This is a genomic window from Paenibacillus sp. 2TAF8 (assembly GCF_052114825.1).
In the GTDB taxonomy this organism is placed as follows: Bacteria; Bacillota; Bacilli; order Paenibacillales; family Paenibacillaceae; genus Paenibacillus.
In genome coordinates, this window is sequence record NZ_JBFRFN010000003.1 from 134,782 (window position 1) to 151,423 (window position 16,642).

The window sequence follows — 16,642 nt, forward strand, 5'->3', positions numbered from 1 at the left end:
GGGAGTTTTTAAAAGTATTTTAATAATTGAAGTTTAGGGGGATTGGTGTGGAAAGTCAATGCTTATTGGGAAATGGTTTGAGGGCTAGTTAAAAGAGAAAAGGACAGTGCACGATCATCTTGGCGATGCTCCTGTGCTGTCCTTTGGTTCAAATGCTTATATAGACTGGCTCATATGATGGGCCAAGATGCTTTTCTCCAGCCTGACTTCAAATAACTTTCGGTTCAGATCCTGTTCCATCGCGTGAAGATGATAAGCCGCCTGTTTTACTGTATCCATGTGCAGCACCCCTGCCCGCTTCGCAATAATGTCCATGGCATCCAAGATGAGTTTATTACATGTGACCAGTTGATCGACGTAATCGTCTTCCTGCTTTACGAGTTGTGCGTACTGCGAAGCGAATTCTTCGCTGTGGGTACTTGTCATGTCACCACTCCTTTGTTAAGAAGAAGGTAACATAAATATTAGGATAGATGTGGTACGCAAAGAAGTAACAATTACATTAAGTTACTAAGCAACATTATTAAAATGCCATAATTGATTTAATTACTTGTAAGTCTTTAATATCTCCGGTAAAAGTCATTTCATATAAATTTAGTAGAATTTTATTTTCTTTAGAAAGTTCCATTTCCAAAATGGAACTCTCATTAGCCTTCCAGTATTCTTTTAGTTGTCCTCTATTTAAAAGTTCCAAAAAACCTTTTTTAGGATAAGCTTCTCTGGACATGTTACTAAATGCAATTAAAACAAACAAGAAATAATTATATCCATGAATGCTAGGTTTAAAACAAACTTCGTATAGATATTCAATAATCATATTGTAGATGTTGCCCTGGTCATTGTAACCAGACTCATCATAAAAGCCACACCCAATCTCTTCGGAGTCCTCTTTAGAAACTAAATTATATAAAATATAATGAACAATTATTGACTTTATACTAACAATGTGGGCATCCAAATCCCCTTTATTGGAATTTGAATAAATGTAGTTATACTCTTCACCAAAGATCTCTTTTGCTGAGAGATTAAACACTTCTTCAATGACATTCTTACTCTCTTTAATATATTTTTCTTTAAAAATCTTGAATATCGCTTGAGAAACCCCTCTCAATTCACTAATAATTATATCTTTTACTATGCCTTCACTAGGATTGTTATTGTTTTCGTACATGGATAATGACCTTGATAGGACGTACAAACTTCCCTTATCTCTAGAACTACAATTAGACCTAAATGACATTAAATCGTAAATCCCCAATACTCCCCTACCAGGCTGGGACAATGTATCAAGTATACCCATTCCAGAAAAATCTTTTTTTCCGAAAACCCACTCAGCAATTCTGTGATTATCGTTTCTAGTTTCTCTCTTCAAATCAACTTTTTCTTTAAACCAACCAAAATCATTTAAAAGTTTAGCAATAAAGTAAGGAAATATAAAATTTCTAAGTCCTTCGCTGATAGAATCAATTTCTACAACAGAGTACTTTGGAAGCAAATCTAAAAGAGAATTTATGATTTCCTTTACTTTTTCAGGAGTAAAATTGTAATAAGGCTCATTCACAATAATGCTCCATAGTTGTTTACTTTTGAATTCAGGATCAAATAAGGGATAATTTTTTAGCAACACTGAGAAATTGGCTTCTTCTTTAAGTAAATCATTCTTCAAACTAACATAGTACTTATAATGATTATTCTCTGATGTAATAGTTGAATGGACAATAAGATCCAAGTACCTATTTAAATTTCTATAATCCTTATTAAAACAAGCATAAGAAAAACTTGCTTCATTTGAGAGTCTAGAAAATCTATTTTTATTCAGTCTCACATCTGCATCAAACACCTTATCAAGAATAAATTTTTGATTTGCATTTAGACTTTCTACATAATCCGTATACCTTGTTGAATTTTTGTAATCAGAACTTGATGTATCTCCTTTTTTAGGGTAATAGTCATCATATTTTGTGACGACTGAGAAGAAACCAAAACCACCGCCAGTTTCTGCATGGTATATCTTCCTAAAAATATTTGGGTAATTAACATAGATTATTATAAGATGAATCAAATCATACTTATTGAAATCCATTACAGTAAAATCTACCCTATCAACTTCGAGCAGTAAAATGGTGTTGACTAATCTTTTAATTTTTCGAGCATTTCCTACAAATGGTGCATATTGATCTAACTCTTTTGAGTTAAATATATCTTTCAGTCCTTCAGATGCAACCGAGATTAAATCGGGATTTTTTAGATTGATTCTTGAAGCAACTTTGTCTTTATAATTAATGAAGTAATTCAAAAGTAATGCCGAGTCTATGAATAAACTATACTTTATATTTATAAATTTTTCTAAGAATTCGATAGTTTTCTCCGCATCTAGTTTTTGATTTTCAAAAATGGATATATTTTCCGTATCATAGCAAAGTATGTATGACATGTTGGGAAGAATAAATGATTTTTTTATTACAAATAAAACTTCCTTAACACTAGAAAAGTTAAGTCTATCTAAATCATCTACAATAATGATTATTTTTCGGTCTAATCCTTTTAGAAAATGTTCTAATTTTTCAAATGCCTTATCTATTGATAAATTGTCAGACGGAATGCCAAATCTCACTCCAAATATTGAAAAATTAGTTTTTGAATCGTTCAGTAACTTCAAATATTTAGCAAACATAGTTTCAAGTTCAGGAGCAAAGAGGTTACTTCTTATGACTTGTATGAGTCCATCCACAAACTTATTTAATATGTTTTCATCACTTTCGAATTTCATTACATCAAACTTGTAAACTATCACCTTTTCTTCGTATTTCTTATCCCAAATATCTTGACATAGATTAATAAATGTGGATTTCCCAGTTCCCCATGGTGCATCAATTCCAAAAACTAAACTCTCATACGATCCGTAATTAAAAACACTCTCAGAAAATTTTTCAGCCGATTTGGTAAAATTAAAGGCATCTTCCTCAGAAGTGATAATTTCTACATCACTCAAGAAACCTGATTCTTCTTCAGCTTTCTCTTTATACTTATCTTGACGTTTTTTTAAGTTATTCGCTATAAATAATACTATTGGAATAAATAAAAATATCTGTAGATGTGATAACTCTATTTTTTTGATCATATTTTCAATATAATCAGTCCCTAATCCATCAATTATTATTAATGTTATCGCTCCTGCTATGAATACAATTAATAGATCGAATCGTCTACTTTTAAGCATAGATGTTACTTTACTAAATTTCTTATCTTCTCTTAAACTTAAATAAGCTATAAACAAGTAAAGAAGAATCATACTAAAAAAAACATACAATTTATCGCTTTGCAAGGAAAGGTTATAAAATGATTTTAATGTTAAACCCACGATAAAAAACACTTCAGAGATAAGGACTCCTAAAATGAAAAATTTAATTAATGTGTAGTAATTTGATTTCAAGCTTTCACCCACTTTATTCATAGTAAATTCTTTAAAATGTATTCGTCATAAACTTAATAAATAAAATGACATAATAAATTACAAAGGTCTAAATTACACAGATAGTATATCATAGTAAATACTATCTATTGTAAATAACTGTTCCCATATTATCATTTGACACCCCCTCCAAAAAGGTCTATCCTAATAACGAATCATCCATTCACTTTTAAGGAGTCGTTCCCGATGGTGCAGGCCAAGAAAGATGAAGTCAGGAAAGAGATTGAATACGCGGCGCTCAAGGTCTTTTTTGAGAAGGGTTATGCGGATGCCAAGATGAATGATATTGCGAATGAGATCAATATATCGGTCGGCAATATCTATACCTATTTCAAGAACAAGAAAGAGCTTTTCTACGCCGTTGTTCCGCCGGATTTGGTGGATTATCTCAAAAAGGTACTGGTGGAGACGATTCATTTTGATAACCAGAACGCGTTTGAGGAAACGAACAGTGAGCAGCGATCCGTCCTCATGCAAGAACAAATTGATGTGTTGCGGAAGTATCGGAATCAGATCGTCATTATTTTTGAAAAGAACAAAGGCACCATCTACACCAATGCCAAGAACGAGCTGGTTGAGCTGATGATCGAAACCAAGAAGGCCTATCTCAAAAATCAATACAAACACTATGAGATCGACACCAAGGAGAACCTGATTCTGCTGAACATTCTGGCACATAACGTCATCGACATGAATCTGGATTTATTGAAACGAGACATGAGCGAGGACAGCCGCAAGCAAATTTTTGAAGCGTTGTATATATACCGACTGTACGGCATGAAGAGCTTGAACGAATAAGGAATAATGCTGGATCACTGCAAAGCAAAAAACCACTTATACCATAGATCACTACGCGTCGCACAGCGTGCAGATCAGTTGTGCTTTCCCCTGATTTGCACGCAAAAAAATAAGCATAGGCAAGCCGATCTATTTTTTTAACTCAAAAATGAATTATTAATTCACTTTTAGACCACAAGAATACTTTTCACAGAGAAACCAAATAGCACAGAACCGTATCACTTAACTAAATTCAACATCTAACATCATGTAACACCACCCACACCCAAGGAGGAACACACCATGAACACTGCTTACGCTTTGAAAAATGTCAACCTGATCCACGGCGACGCCAGCCGCAATCTGCAGCCCAACATGACGATTCTTGTCAACGAACAAGGACGTATTGAGAATATCGCTCCAGATCAGGAACTGCATATCCCCGGTCACTATACAACAATCGACCTTACCGGGAAATATGTGATGCCAGGGCTGATCAACGCACATGTGCATCTATTCGCCGATGGTAAACCGCTCACCCTCTCCGTCAGTGAAGGATTGCTGGATTTTGCTTATCATCGGATTCTGAATACCCGATTCGGTCGAAATGTTTTGAAGAAACGCATGAAACGCAATGCTCTTACCGCACTCCATTCTGGTGTGACAACCATGCGCAGTGTGGGCGAATTCTTTTATACCGATGTGCAGCTGCGAGATGAGATTAACCGGGGGGAGTGGGTCGGTCCGAATCTGCTTGTTTCGGGATTTTTCCTGAGTGTGACAGGTGGACATGGTGCTCCTTACTTGTCGCTGGTGGGTGACTCGCCTTGGGAGATGCGTAAGAATGTACGGATTAATGTGAGGAACGGTGTGGACTGGATTAAAATCTGTGTGACGGGCGGCGTAACGGATGCCAAGATGGTTGGGGAAGCTGGACGACTGCAGATGACGGTGGACGAGGTCACGGCGGTCTGCGAGGAAGCGCACAAGATTGGGATGAAGGTTGCCGCTCATGTGGAGAGCACGGAAGGTGTGCGCGTTGCGCTTCAAGGGGGCGTGGATACGATTGAGCATGGGGCTGAGATGGATGACGAGATTATTCACTTGTATAAAAATAACCCCAAGGCTCTTCATGGTTACACCGCATTGATCCCTACCCTGCAAGCTGCTTATCCATCCGCTTCGCTCGATCCAAGTGTGACGAAGTTAAGTGCAACGGTCAAAGAAAACGCCAAACTGGTCTACGACTCCATGCTCAAAGGGGTGAAACAGGCCATCGACAACGGCATCACTATTGGAATCGGAAATGATGCAGCCATGTCCTACGTGACCCACTATGATATGTGGAGAGAGATGGATCACTACATGAGACAGACCACACTGACCAATAAAGAGGTCATCGACATGGTTACTCGCAACAACGCTAAAATTCTAGGGATCGACGATGTGACAGGTACGTTGGATATCGGCAAACAGGCCGACTTGATTGTTCTGGATCACAATCCGCTAGAACAGATCGAAGCTTTATCCAACATGTCAATGGTTATGGTCAAAGGTAATCTGATTCAGAATCCATCCGTCACACGCATCAAAGAGGTAGATGAGGTTCTTAATGCAGTGTGGTGAGCCAACAATTGTGCAGATTTTCTTCTTTACAGCAAAACATATACTCTCATTGATTTAGCCATTTCTTTTATTTTTACTATTCTTTATTGATCCTTTTAGCAGTTAATGGTATTTTCAGACAGGCCGCATCTATTACAACTTTAACAACTTCTAAGTGAAATATTATTTATAAATATCTTCTAACGATAAATTACTTCTTAGTTTTTTTCATTTATAAAATCCACTTAATATGTTACTGAAATTTAAGTTTTGCACCGATGCAATGATAATGAAGACCTTATATATAAAAGATTGTATTATGTTATAATTAGCCATATAAAGAGTAATCCAAAATATTATTTTAAAGAAAGGAAAATTATATGCCATTAGTTGTACGAGGAGTACCCGAGCTCATTATTTTTCTAATGATAATGGCTGCCAACTATCTAATCGTGTATCTTGTTGTTAGCTCTGTTCTTAATAATTCAGGTTTAAAATCAAAAATTGATAATTTACAAAATGAAGTTTTGGATTTAAAAAAAATTTTAGATGAGAACAAAAAAAAACATTTCTGATGGTACTAACAAAATTAATTAAAACACAAATACTAGAGTTGCTAATTTATTACTTAATCAGACATAGCAAAATCCCCCAAAGTACTTCAACCACTATTTATATGGATGGAGTACTTGGAGGGAAACTATGATTCAGTCCAATATTGTTCTTTTTAAGTTAAAACTTTATGTTGTTACTTACTATCAATTGTAAATGTAACATCCCAATCCCACTCATCCCCTATATAACTAGAAAAACTAAGAGAAATAGGTCCCACAGTAACGCTAGGAGTTAAAAGAGTATAAGGATGAGCGTATTTCGCAATATGTTTTCCTGTTAATCCTTTATAGGAAACAGGTATAGTAACAGTTTCTTTCAGAACTAAATTTTTAGAGAGATACAGACCAGAGTGATCAAACTTTACAGATGAACCATTTATCCCCTCTATCGTAACCTGTTTTTCATTTACATTACTTAACTGTGGTGATAACCACGTTGTTAATTTTGCTTCTCTACCAACACTGGTAGCAAATGATTGCCAAGAACTTGCTAATTTATCGATGTACTTATAGTAAGGGGACTCGGCCCAAAATGCAGTGTTGTAGTAGTCATATATAAACTCTTTGGCGTTCGACGTTTTCCCTCTATATATAACATAGCCTGTTCCAGTAAAAGGGTATTCCTGGTAAACATCTGACATAGTTCCAATGTTTGATGATTGAGCTACTGTTTTATTAACAACCCCTGTTTCTTTTTGACGTAACGCTTCAATTTCTTTTCTATTCTCGTTTGTTACAGGATATTTTTCACCGTCAGTTGAATTATAGTATTGCTTTATTGTGGTTTGAGTATCAACTTTTTTTCCACCATTCAAAGAGATTTCCTGAATTAAAGCTGGACTCATTTCTTCAACTTCTTTCTTCGAAAACCCCATTTCTTCTAAAACTGATCTTTGTTGAGATACTGTAAGAGAATTATCTGAATTTCTCATTTGAAGATAAACCCTTCCGTCAGCTTTCTTATCCAAACTAAGATTAGAGTCTATGATAATATTATCGATCGATAAATCCTCTTCGTTAATAGCGTTTTCTTGAGCATTTACAGTAACCGGGACTAACAAAAGCAAAGCAGCAGAAATAGTAAGTAGAAACTTGGATAATTTTTTCATTCTATCGTCCACCTCTCATATTAAAAACCTACATCTAAACAATTACATTTACCCCCTTTAAAGTTAAATTAAGGTTTTTATGAATTATACACTTACACAGTATTTTTGTAAATATATTGGAATAAAAGAAATATATACTTTCTCAATAAAACATTTGCACCTCGAAAATGTTATTATTATGACGAAATTTTTGTTTTGTACGAAATAGCAGATCGACTGTAATGAGCATTTATAGAAGGGCTTCATCCACGCAAGCTAGATTCAGAGATAGAAAACAGCGACCTATAGCAAATAATTAATACTTACTTAATGCACTTATCAATCCTTTTGAACTTTCCTCATGGAGAGCTTCAATGTAGGACACCTTTGTTTGTATTTATCTGATTGTGAAAAGTACTATAGATACATATATTGCTGATAGTAAGTACTTATTTCAGAGACTGAAAAGTGAGTTTTCTCACAAAATGTTGCTGAATTTTCTCTAGAACAGCGATATCATTCTGCTTTCTTTCTCCACTTTCAGACCAACTTGTTCGACTTGTTTATATGTAATCACAAATCACTTTCTTTTATTATGTTGAAATGAATCTTATTGTCCTACCTATAGCCCCTCCTGAAAGTCATTAACATATGCTATTACCTTTAGCTGCTCCTGTTACAGGGTCCGAATTAGATACTAGTGATAACAATTGAGCATTTACTTAAGAGTGTAAATATGGAAATATATATTGAAACGGTAAAATTAGTCAACATTCCCGAATCAGGTGACATTGGAACTATGGGAGGAAATGCTTGGGACGAAGCGGCCAAAGCACATGGCTACACTAGCTAGCTACGAACCCTATTTAATAAAAACAAAGGTGGCATAAGCCGCCTTTCGYGATTTGGAGGAAACATGATAAAATTTCTAATTAGTTGCTCAATCTTCTTGTTATTACTCGGCTGTTCTCCAAATGATTCTTCTTCCATTCATTTAGAAAACTCCGCTCCAACAGAGAGCTATTTTTTCCAATCTAAAGAGGTTGATATTTATTTTCCTGATGCCATAGATTCTATAGATACCCATAAAATAAAATTACTTTCTGATGGATCCGTTGTTACTGAAATCTCTGGTAAAAACAATATCATAGTTAATGATAAACATATTCGTATTCTAAATACGAATCAGCGATTGACCCACTTTGATACTGTAGTAATTAATGATGATCAAGAAAACAATATAAAGATCCCTGTCGGTGATTACTATTACGAAGGTCAGATTACTGATGATACGATTCCAGCCGATAAGGAAGTATTTATTCGTAATAAGCACTATAAACAAATCAATGGAACGCTAATATATACTATTGATTTCACTAATATTGAAGGATCAACCATTGAATTTGCAGTGCCTGAGTCTATAAATAAAATAGCCACTCTCATTGAACAAAAGACAATTTCAAAAACATCAGATAGCATAATTTATGAGTTCCACTTTGAGATCCCCAAAGACTATTTCATTCAAAAGAAGATCACCAATTTAAATCTCGAATTAAAAGCAGACCAACTTTACGAATCTTCTAGAAAAACGATATATAAATCGTTTATCCCTATAAATATAGATGAATTTAATTCAGAGACACCTCGATAAAAGCAAGGACCCGCTATCCGGAGATCCTTGCTTTTGCTAACATTGTGGGGATCAGCAGTCTATAAACTACCACGTAGAGCTACTCTACTTACTCTCCCGGCGTTGAATTGCATAGAATGTGTGTGCTTCCCCCTACAATTAGCACAAAATTACAACTAAAATTCAATCGACTTCCTGTCGCGGTATAATATAAAAATAAAAAACTAAACCAATGATCACAGATGGAACTAGAGAAGTAAATATGTTCTGTCCAAACGTAATAAACACTAATTTAACCACTTCGCTTAAATTCTCACTCCACAAATCTTGATAACGTTCTTGCTCTCTCCACCCTTTAACTAGTATTATCACCGCAAAAATGACACAGTAACTAATTAATCTGTATTTCAAACTTCYTTTGAAGTTATTCCCCYCATGCTTCTCCTCAATTAACATAACCTCTAATGAAACATCAAGCAGTTCTGCAATTTTGATCATGTTTTTTTTGCTTGGATAGCCATTTCCTAATTCCCACTTGGAGACCGATTTGTCGCTAACATCTAATAACTCTGCAAGTTCCTGTTGTGTGATTTCTTTTTGTTGACGATACTGCTTTAACTTTTCACTCAGTATACTCTTCGTCATTCGCCCACCACCATTTTTTTGTTTACTTCTAAGTTCAATTAAAACCAAATTTAAGGTCTATTTAAAGGAAGTTTAGAAAATAGAATTCTATTTTGCTCAATTCTCTCCTCTCTTTGGGTAAACGCTTAAAAAAATCTGAATATAAAATATGATTAGGGCAATGGATTGAGACGTCATGCTCTTGTCCACAATAGCTGTCAAACAAGACAATCAAAAACTGATATAGGTCAATAAGTATTATCATCACTATGACAGAAATAAGATTACCGTAGGGTATTCCCCCCTTTGGTTGTAACAGCAAATATGGATTAGTGAAAGGGTAGCAATGCTTTAAAAAACAAGCGTGGCTAAAAACATCAAATGATACAGTAAATGAATTCAAACCAAGCAGCTTATACTTCAACAAATTTTGCTGCTTCATATATAATATGAAGTATTGTTTTGCTATCCTTTAGCAAATCCCATATTTTCCTTCTTGCCATTTACATCTAATGTGCTTCTTAAGTTACTATAACAATGGTACAATGACATGCAAATAAAGATGGTTTATCTTGACAGCTAGAACAAAGCTTTCCCTACCAAAAAGTGAATTTGGGAATCGTTTGTTTTTCGTTTGGATATAAAAAGGCTATTCCACACGTCATGCAGATGACAGGGAATGGCCTTTTGGTGTTTTAAAAGTTCTAACGATCTCAGGAGACGTTATTTTGACGAAGTTCGACCTTTTTCAGGATTTGAAGCCTACTTTGGATCAAATAGCGTTCCTCAGGATCGTTAGAATTTTACGACGCGAGAAAACCACCAAATAAGCTCCGTGGAGATCGTTAGCGTTTGAAGCATCAGTCATTCAATCCTTTTCCCTCCATAATAGGCTGCATACATTTTTCAATGCGAAATGTCTTGGTCTTGGATTGTTTTGGCTGTGAAAAGTGATATAGATACGCCCGTTGGCGTCCAGGGGTTAGCGCTTCAAATGCCTCCTGGAAGGCAGGATTTGCGGCGAATTGTTGTTGAAGTTCCTCTGGAACAGCGAATTGTTCTACTTCCTTTTTCTCCACTTTCAATCCGGCTTGTTCCACTTCAATCGCTTCCCGAATGTAAGCTTTCAGAATTTCTTCCTGTTCAATAATCTGCTCCAGGTTGGTGAAACGAATCTGGCGACCTCCCTGCACATTATTCGTTTGCTGAATCAGAATACCATGCGGGTCTTTGAGCAGAGAGCCTTTGAGAAACATGATCGCACAATACTCCTTGAAGCCATGAATCAGCACTACGTTTTTCCCGTTTACCGTGTAACACGGATGCATCCATTTGTAATCTTCGGTCAGATCACAATCCAGGATGATCTCTCTCAGCTTCACAGATTCATCCTTCCACGTTTTGATTTTGCTTAGATACGCATCTACTTTGGGATTGGTATTCTGGACTGCCACAGGTATCTTCCTCTCGTCTGCTTAATCACGACTAATTAGTCCCCGTACACTCAAATCAACAAGCACATACCATAAAAATGTAACAAGAAGCTCACTTTCCTCTGAAGCATACTCATGACAATGATCRATAATTACAATCCACTTAGCCCCAGCAGTCCGTAAATCAAAATCATTATCATAAGATAACATATTTATTAATGAACCCACGGTGAATAGGGGAAATACATCTTTCTCTGCTACTCTTCTTCCACCATTATAGATAACAGTCCAACTGTCATAATGTTCCTCGATCTCTTCTACAACATACATTTTATCGTCGTAAGGAGTAATAATAAAAAAAAGGTCTCCTACCCTTATGCTATATTTAACAGACCGTAACACACTTCTTACCTCATGAGACTCATATTCAAAAACATCCTGAGCCGTTAATACATCCGGATCATACCGCATAAACTGACAACTCCTTTGAAGTATTACTACTTCATTCGACAACGCTTAACCATCACCTTCTTTCTGTCCCGAACTCAATTACGGACAATTCACTCCAGTCCGTACTAGTTATTAAATTCACTTTCCCAGATTCATTTTCAAGCGATCCAGCTGTAAAAGATGATGTCTATAGTGCATCTCGATCAAGTGGAACCACTCTTGTGCATTTAACGCTCCAAGACGGGGGTGAAGCACTTTAGAGCCTCTAGCCGCTTCTTCTAGATCAAGGACAGTTGCTGTACTTCGCATCCGATCCACAACCTGCTGAAGTCCCTGAGCCAGTTGTTCCTTACTTTCGGGTTGCAATGGTGTATATTGCGGCGAAGCTGGTACTTTGACCCGAACAGAAGGGAATTGTTCTGCCTCAAATACCTGACTGCCCAGCTCTGTTTTTTCCGCATCCACATCTACTGTGTGCTCATTCTTGGCCAAACCATGCTCGATATTACGCAATTGCATGAACAGCGCCGATTGAATCAAATGCATGTACATCTGTCCGATCGACCATTCCTCCTCATTCTCTTTTTGTAGTAACTCATCCATATTCAAAAGATTTAATTCTGCTACATACCTCTCTACTGTAGTCTCGAAAGATTGTAATATTTCATTTGTGCTTTTCATCCTGCAAACAACTCCTCTTCATCTTGATTAATTCCAGTATAAAAAAACACTACTGACAAGAGTATGTCAGTAGTGTTTTAAGATATTTGTCGCCATCTCCCGCATACGAACACGCAGGTACTTCGGCTCCATCACTTCGATATCTCCACCCAAACCAAGTAGATGATGCAGAATTTCCTCAGGATAGCGGACACGAAAGTGGAAATGAATGCCGTCCTCGTGTTCTTCCACGTGATCGATATAAAAGTGAAGGGTCTCCATTATTTTGTCAGCAACTTCTGATGTTGCGCGGACAATTACAAGTTCATGGCGATCATCAGGCGGCTGATACCGATTTAGATCAAAATCTGGCGGCAGACCAAATTTCTCTTCCAGAACAGAAAGCTCCGACATGCGGGACAAACGAAAATGACGAATGTCTTGCCGCAGATCACACCTTCCGATCAACACCCAATTTTCCCGCACCAGGGTGAGTCCATATGGAGACACCACACGCTGATTCGAGCGTTCCCCGTCCGCTCCCGGCATTTTTTTCAGATACATCAAACTGATTTTACGTTGCTCCAGAATCGCATTACGTATATCGTTAAGGTAGCTTCTCACCATCCCGGTTGTATCAGGTCCCATCGGATGAAGCACACGCATCGTTTCCTGTACACGTGTCGACTGTTTGCGAACAGCTTCTGGTAAAATCGCTTCAATCTTGCGCTGTGCAGACTTGGCCTGAATACCATAGGCAGTATCCCATCTCTGTTCGATAAACTTCGCTCCCATGAGCAGAGATACGGCTTCCTCCGCAGTAAAACTAACTGGGGGAAGAAAGTATCCCTCCATCAGAGAGTATCCATGACCTGGTGCACCTGCAATGGGCACTCCAGCCTCGCTTAATGCTTGGATGTCGCGATATATTGTACGAACACTTGTCTCAAACTGAGCAGCTAGATCCTCCGCCCTGATCAGTTTTGTTCGTTGTAATTCAAGCGTAATGGCGAGCTGTCGCTCTGTTTTGTTCATGCTTCATTCAGTCCCCTATGGTTTACTTCCATGCTTCCGGTACATGTTTAATCATATCATGGATGAGACCATCGTTGCCGTAAACGGCTACAACAAGGTATTCCTTTTGTAAGGAAAAAAGGCTGCCTAAAAAATCAGCAAAAGTACCACTTCTATCTCTTCCTGTTATACCTCCTGCTACCTCCATCAGCCAGTCCCCATTCAACCTCAAACTTCTTACTTTTGATGACCGCTCTCATACTTTTACGCGAAGCCTCTGACATGCCACTCTCCGAAATTTCCAAGTACTCCAGTTTTGGAAACTGTGTAAGCAAAAACCCCCAGTCTTCCGTAAGCACTCCCTCAATGCGCAAGTTGAGAAGCTCCGGTAAAGCTAACAAATGAATATTCTTGATCGGGTTATGACTCAATATCAAATTACGTAATTTCTTGAGCTGATTAAGTGGCGTGATATCCTCTATCTGGTTATAATCAGCTCTGATCCAGTCTAGATGAGGAAACGTCAACAATGGAGATACATCGACCAGCTTGTTATTATCAATGTGAATGGTTTCCAGATTAGAAAGATGGGTCAGCCTGGTCAATTCCGATATACTGTTCAATTTCATATTGTTGATACATAATGTTTCGACACTCTCAGGCAGATAACAGAGTTCTGCAAGATCAAAATCCGGATTTTCTTCCACACTGTAACTTCGCAGATTTTTGGCATACTGAATGCCATCCAGATGATACACTGGTCCTTTGAAGTAATAGCTGATGATAACTTTCAATTCCAGCAGGTTCATATCCGTCAAATCTTCTTTAAACACTTGAAGCTTAGACCGAATAGCCTGTTCCAAGTGTTCGTCCTTGAAAAAGACCTTGTTACCTCTAGGCCCATTAACTTTATAAGAAACTTCTGCAAAATACTCCTGTTTCACTCTCTCCAGCTCATTAGCCTCATATACGTACCATTGCCACACTAAATAAATCGGCGGGATATGCGTTGGACTTATCCACTGAATCGATTCATTATCAAGTATTTTCCCAATCAGAAACCGGCCGCTACTCTGTATTAAAATGTGATCATCATGACGACAAATATTTCCTGATTCAACGATGCTTCTCGCCGTTTCATAAGACACCTGCTGTCTTGCAGCAATGTCTGCATAATATGTATCATAAGCCTTTAGACGTTCTTTTCGCATATCTTCTGTGTTTTCTGTATCCCATAGCTCAATAAATTCAAAAGTCTTAAGTTTATTTTCCTCCACCACTTGTTTAAATGTATCTGTGGCATAAAATTGAAGGTGATGATGCTGCGGTAAACAAAACAAGTGTGCATCTGTATCAATACGCTCCGGCAGAATATGTACGTATTCTGAGAAATAACCGTATCCCGTCTTTCGCTCAACAGGATTACTCATATCAATAAAATCTTGTATCCGGTTCACCTTAACAGCGAACATCTCTTGTTCAGCGTGGATTAATGGGAGAAATTCGACGTCCATTCCGATTAACGGTGTGAGAACCTCCTTTGCTTTTTTTGAGAAAACCAGAAAGGTAATCGAGTATTTAATGCAATCACTTTTGTTACCCTTTCGCTGCGTTACAAAGACTGGCGGCTCCCAATGCTCGTTCTTTCCCTTGATATAAGCCTCCATCCTGTCACTATCCCGATCATAAGATTCAAGCCCAATTCTCATCGCCTTATGTGAAGGCACAACCATCCAAATTTTAATGATCTTCAACCCCCAACGGAAGTATTGTGATTCTTGTTTATATATCGGTTGGTTTTATCAATGAGCTAAGTGTTCAACAGCACTTGTTACCCTGACTTTGGTATGATCAGAATAGTAGTAACTACATGGATGGACTTCATTCCTCTAACAACGTCTTCTGATTCTAATACATACTGGTGAGACAAAATTTAGCTCAAACAAATTTTTATATTCGAAAATGATGCTGGAGGTAAGCAAATGAAGAAAAAACGCTGGATTACGAGTGCAATTCTTATGCTTTTCATCAGCATACTACTCCTGAGCGAATTCATGATGTTGTCCTCCCAAAAGGTGGGCTTGATCAATACATCCTACCGATTTATTTCAGACGCACCTCAGATTAGCACGCAGGGACAGACCTTATCTTATCAAGGAAGAATTGATGCAGAGGACATTCTGGGCGGCATTGAAGCATATTCGACAAGTGATGACGGAACAACTTTATACAAAGCGTTCGGCACCCCCGTACCACCTCCATGGATTTATGTTAAATATGAGAATAATACCATTTTTCGTTACAAATACCCTCATCTCCCCTGGAAAATGTAAACGATAAAAGAGCCCTTCAGACCACTTCTGAAAGGCTCTCGTCTACTACATAAGCTATATCTAGAGGGGCTAGCTCCTCTATTCTTGCTCTACGATATAAGCACTCACATTCATCCCAAATTAATCTCACTCCGCAAGCATACATCAGCCAAATCGGCCGCTGATATAATCCTGTGTGCGCGCATCGACGGGTTCGGAGAACATACTTTTCGTAGCTGAATATTCTATAACCTCGCCGTTCAGGAAAAACACCGTCTGCTGGGAGACACGCGCGGCTTGCTGCATGTTGTGGGTGACCATCACGATGGTGTAACGCTCCTTCAACTCATGAGTCAACTCCTCAATCTTGAAGGTAGAGACCGGATCAAGAGAGGCTGTCGCTTCATCCATGAGCAGAATATCCGGCTCAACCGCCAAGGCACGCGCGATGCATAGTCGCTGTTGCTGTCCACCGGACAGACTAAGCGCTGAGCGCTTCAGGTTGTCTTTGACTTCATCCCAGAGAGCGGCAGAACGCAAGCTGCGTTCAACGATCTCATCGAGCTTTTTTTTGCCATGAATCCCGTGTTGTCTTGGTCCGAATGCAATGTTGTCATAGATCGATTTCGGAAAAGGATTCGGTGACTGGAAGACCATACCGATCTTCTTGCGCAATGTCTCCACATGCACATCACCGCTGTAGATATCGGTTCCCCCAACAGCCACGTTCCCCTCAATTCGTGTGCCAGGTATTCGGTCATTCATACGATTTAAGGTACGAAGCAAGGTAGATTTGCCACAGCCGGACGGACCGATAAATGCCGTAATGGCGCGTTCCGGAATTTCAATAGAAACGTCTTTCAGCGCCTGAAAAGTACCGTAAAATAAGTTCRGCTTATTCGTTTTAATAATCGATTGCACCATGTGTCCTCCTGGCGATGAATTAGAATATACTATTTTTTT

At 37.9% G+C, this 16,642-nt stretch carries 14 protein-coding genes; 4 read left to right on the forward strand and 10 right to left on the reverse strand.

The genetic code is table 11. The annotated features are described in order from the left end of the window. Nucleotides 1–156: 156 nt before the first annotated feature. Nucleotides 157–426 carry a hypothetical protein gene (locus tag AB4Z30_RS06380; RefSeq protein ID WP_441924440.1) on the reverse strand — a complete coding sequence of 90 codons (270 nt, stop codon included), beginning with the start codon at nt 424–426 and terminating at the stop codon, nt 157–159. A gap of 97 nt (nt 427–523) precedes the next feature. Next, nucleotides 524–3,433, reverse strand: coding sequence for a KAP family P-loop NTPase fold protein (locus AB4Z30_RS06385; RefSeq protein ID WP_441924442.1), 2,910 nt, complete (start codon nt 3,431–3,433; stop codon nt 524–526). Nucleotides 3,434–3,658: 225 nt separating this feature from the next. On the opposite strand from AB4Z30_RS06385, the gene AB4Z30_RS06390 reads away from it, so the two are divergent. Beyond that, nucleotides 3,659–4,270 carry a TetR/AcrR family transcriptional regulator gene (locus AB4Z30_RS06390; protein ID WP_441924444.1) on the forward strand — a complete coding sequence of 204 codons (612 nt, stop codon included), beginning with the start codon at nt 3,659–3,661 and terminating at the stop codon, nt 4,268–4,270. Nucleotides 4,271–4,552: 282 nt separating this feature from the next. Next, the gene (locus AB4Z30_RS06395; protein ID WP_441924446.1) at nt 4,553–5,875 is read left to right on the forward strand and encodes an amidohydrolase family protein; all 1,323 of its coding nucleotides are present in this window, start codon (nt 4,553–4,555) and stop codon (nt 5,873–5,875) included. Between the two features lie 727 nt (nt 5,876–6,602). On the opposite strand, the gene AB4Z30_RS06400 is transcribed toward AB4Z30_RS06395, so the two are convergent. Next, nucleotides 6,603–7,577 (reverse strand): hypothetical protein, encoded by a 975-nt coding sequence (locus AB4Z30_RS06400; RefSeq protein WP_441924448.1) that lies wholly within the window; start codon nt 7,575–7,577, stop codon nt 6,603–6,605. 895 nt (nt 7,578–8,472) lie between these two features. Here AB4Z30_RS06400 and AB4Z30_RS06405 point away from each other — a divergent pair. After that, a complete protein-coding gene (locus tag AB4Z30_RS06405; protein ID WP_441924450.1) occupies nt 8,473–9,207 on the forward strand; it encodes a hypothetical protein in 735 nt (244 codons plus the stop codon). Between the two features lie 162 nt (nt 9,208–9,369). On the opposite strand, the gene AB4Z30_RS06410 is transcribed toward AB4Z30_RS06405, so the two are convergent. The 6 genes from AB4Z30_RS06410 to AB4Z30_RS06435 form a co-directional block, all read right to left on the reverse strand. Continuing rightward, nucleotides 9,370–9,831, reverse strand: coding sequence for a helix-turn-helix transcriptional regulator (locus AB4Z30_RS06410; RefSeq protein WP_441924452.1), 462 nt, complete (start codon nt 9,829–9,831; stop codon nt 9,370–9,372). Between the two features lie 839 nt (nt 9,832–10,670). Beyond that, a complete protein-coding gene (locus AB4Z30_RS06415) occupies nt 10,671–11,264 on the reverse strand; it encodes a YdeI/OmpD-associated family protein (RefSeq protein ID WP_441924454.1) in 594 nt (197 codons plus the stop codon). A 21-nt stretch (nt 11,265–11,285) separates the two neighbouring features. Then, complete coding sequence (locus AB4Z30_RS06420; protein WP_441924456.1) at nt 11,286–11,714, reverse strand: hypothetical protein; 429 nt, start codon at nt 11,712–11,714, stop codon at nt 11,286–11,288. Nucleotides 11,715–11,831: 117 nt separating this feature from the next. Beyond that, a complete protein-coding gene (locus AB4Z30_RS06425; RefSeq protein ID WP_441924458.1) occupies nt 11,832–12,374 on the reverse strand; it encodes a DinB family protein in 543 nt (180 codons plus the stop codon). A 66-nt stretch (nt 12,375–12,440) separates the two neighbouring features. Further along, nucleotides 12,441–13,388, reverse strand: coding sequence for a helix-turn-helix transcriptional regulator (locus AB4Z30_RS06430; protein WP_441924460.1), 948 nt, complete (start codon nt 13,386–13,388; stop codon nt 12,441–12,443). Between the two features lie 152 nt (nt 13,389–13,540). Next, entirely contained in the window at nt 13,541–15,121 is a 1,581-nt protein-coding gene (locus tag AB4Z30_RS06435; RefSeq protein ID WP_441924462.1) for a leucine-rich repeat domain-containing protein, read from the reverse strand. A 228-nt stretch (nt 15,122–15,349) separates the two neighbouring features. On the opposite strand from AB4Z30_RS06435, the gene AB4Z30_RS06440 reads away from it, so the two are divergent. Then, nucleotides 15,350–15,700: a hypothetical protein gene (locus tag AB4Z30_RS06440; RefSeq protein WP_441924464.1), complete on the forward strand. Its 351-nt coding sequence runs from the start codon at nt 15,350–15,352 to the stop codon at nt 15,698–15,700. A 144-nt stretch (nt 15,701–15,844) separates the two neighbouring features. Here the strand turns inward: AB4Z30_RS06440 and pstB are convergent, their stop codons facing one another. Beyond that, nucleotides 15,845–16,603 (reverse strand): phosphate ABC transporter ATP-binding protein PstB, encoded by a 759-nt coding sequence (gene pstB, locus AB4Z30_RS06445; protein WP_441924466.1) that lies wholly within the window; start codon nt 16,601–16,603, stop codon nt 15,845–15,847. Between the last annotated feature and the right edge of the window lie 39 nt (nt 16,604–16,642).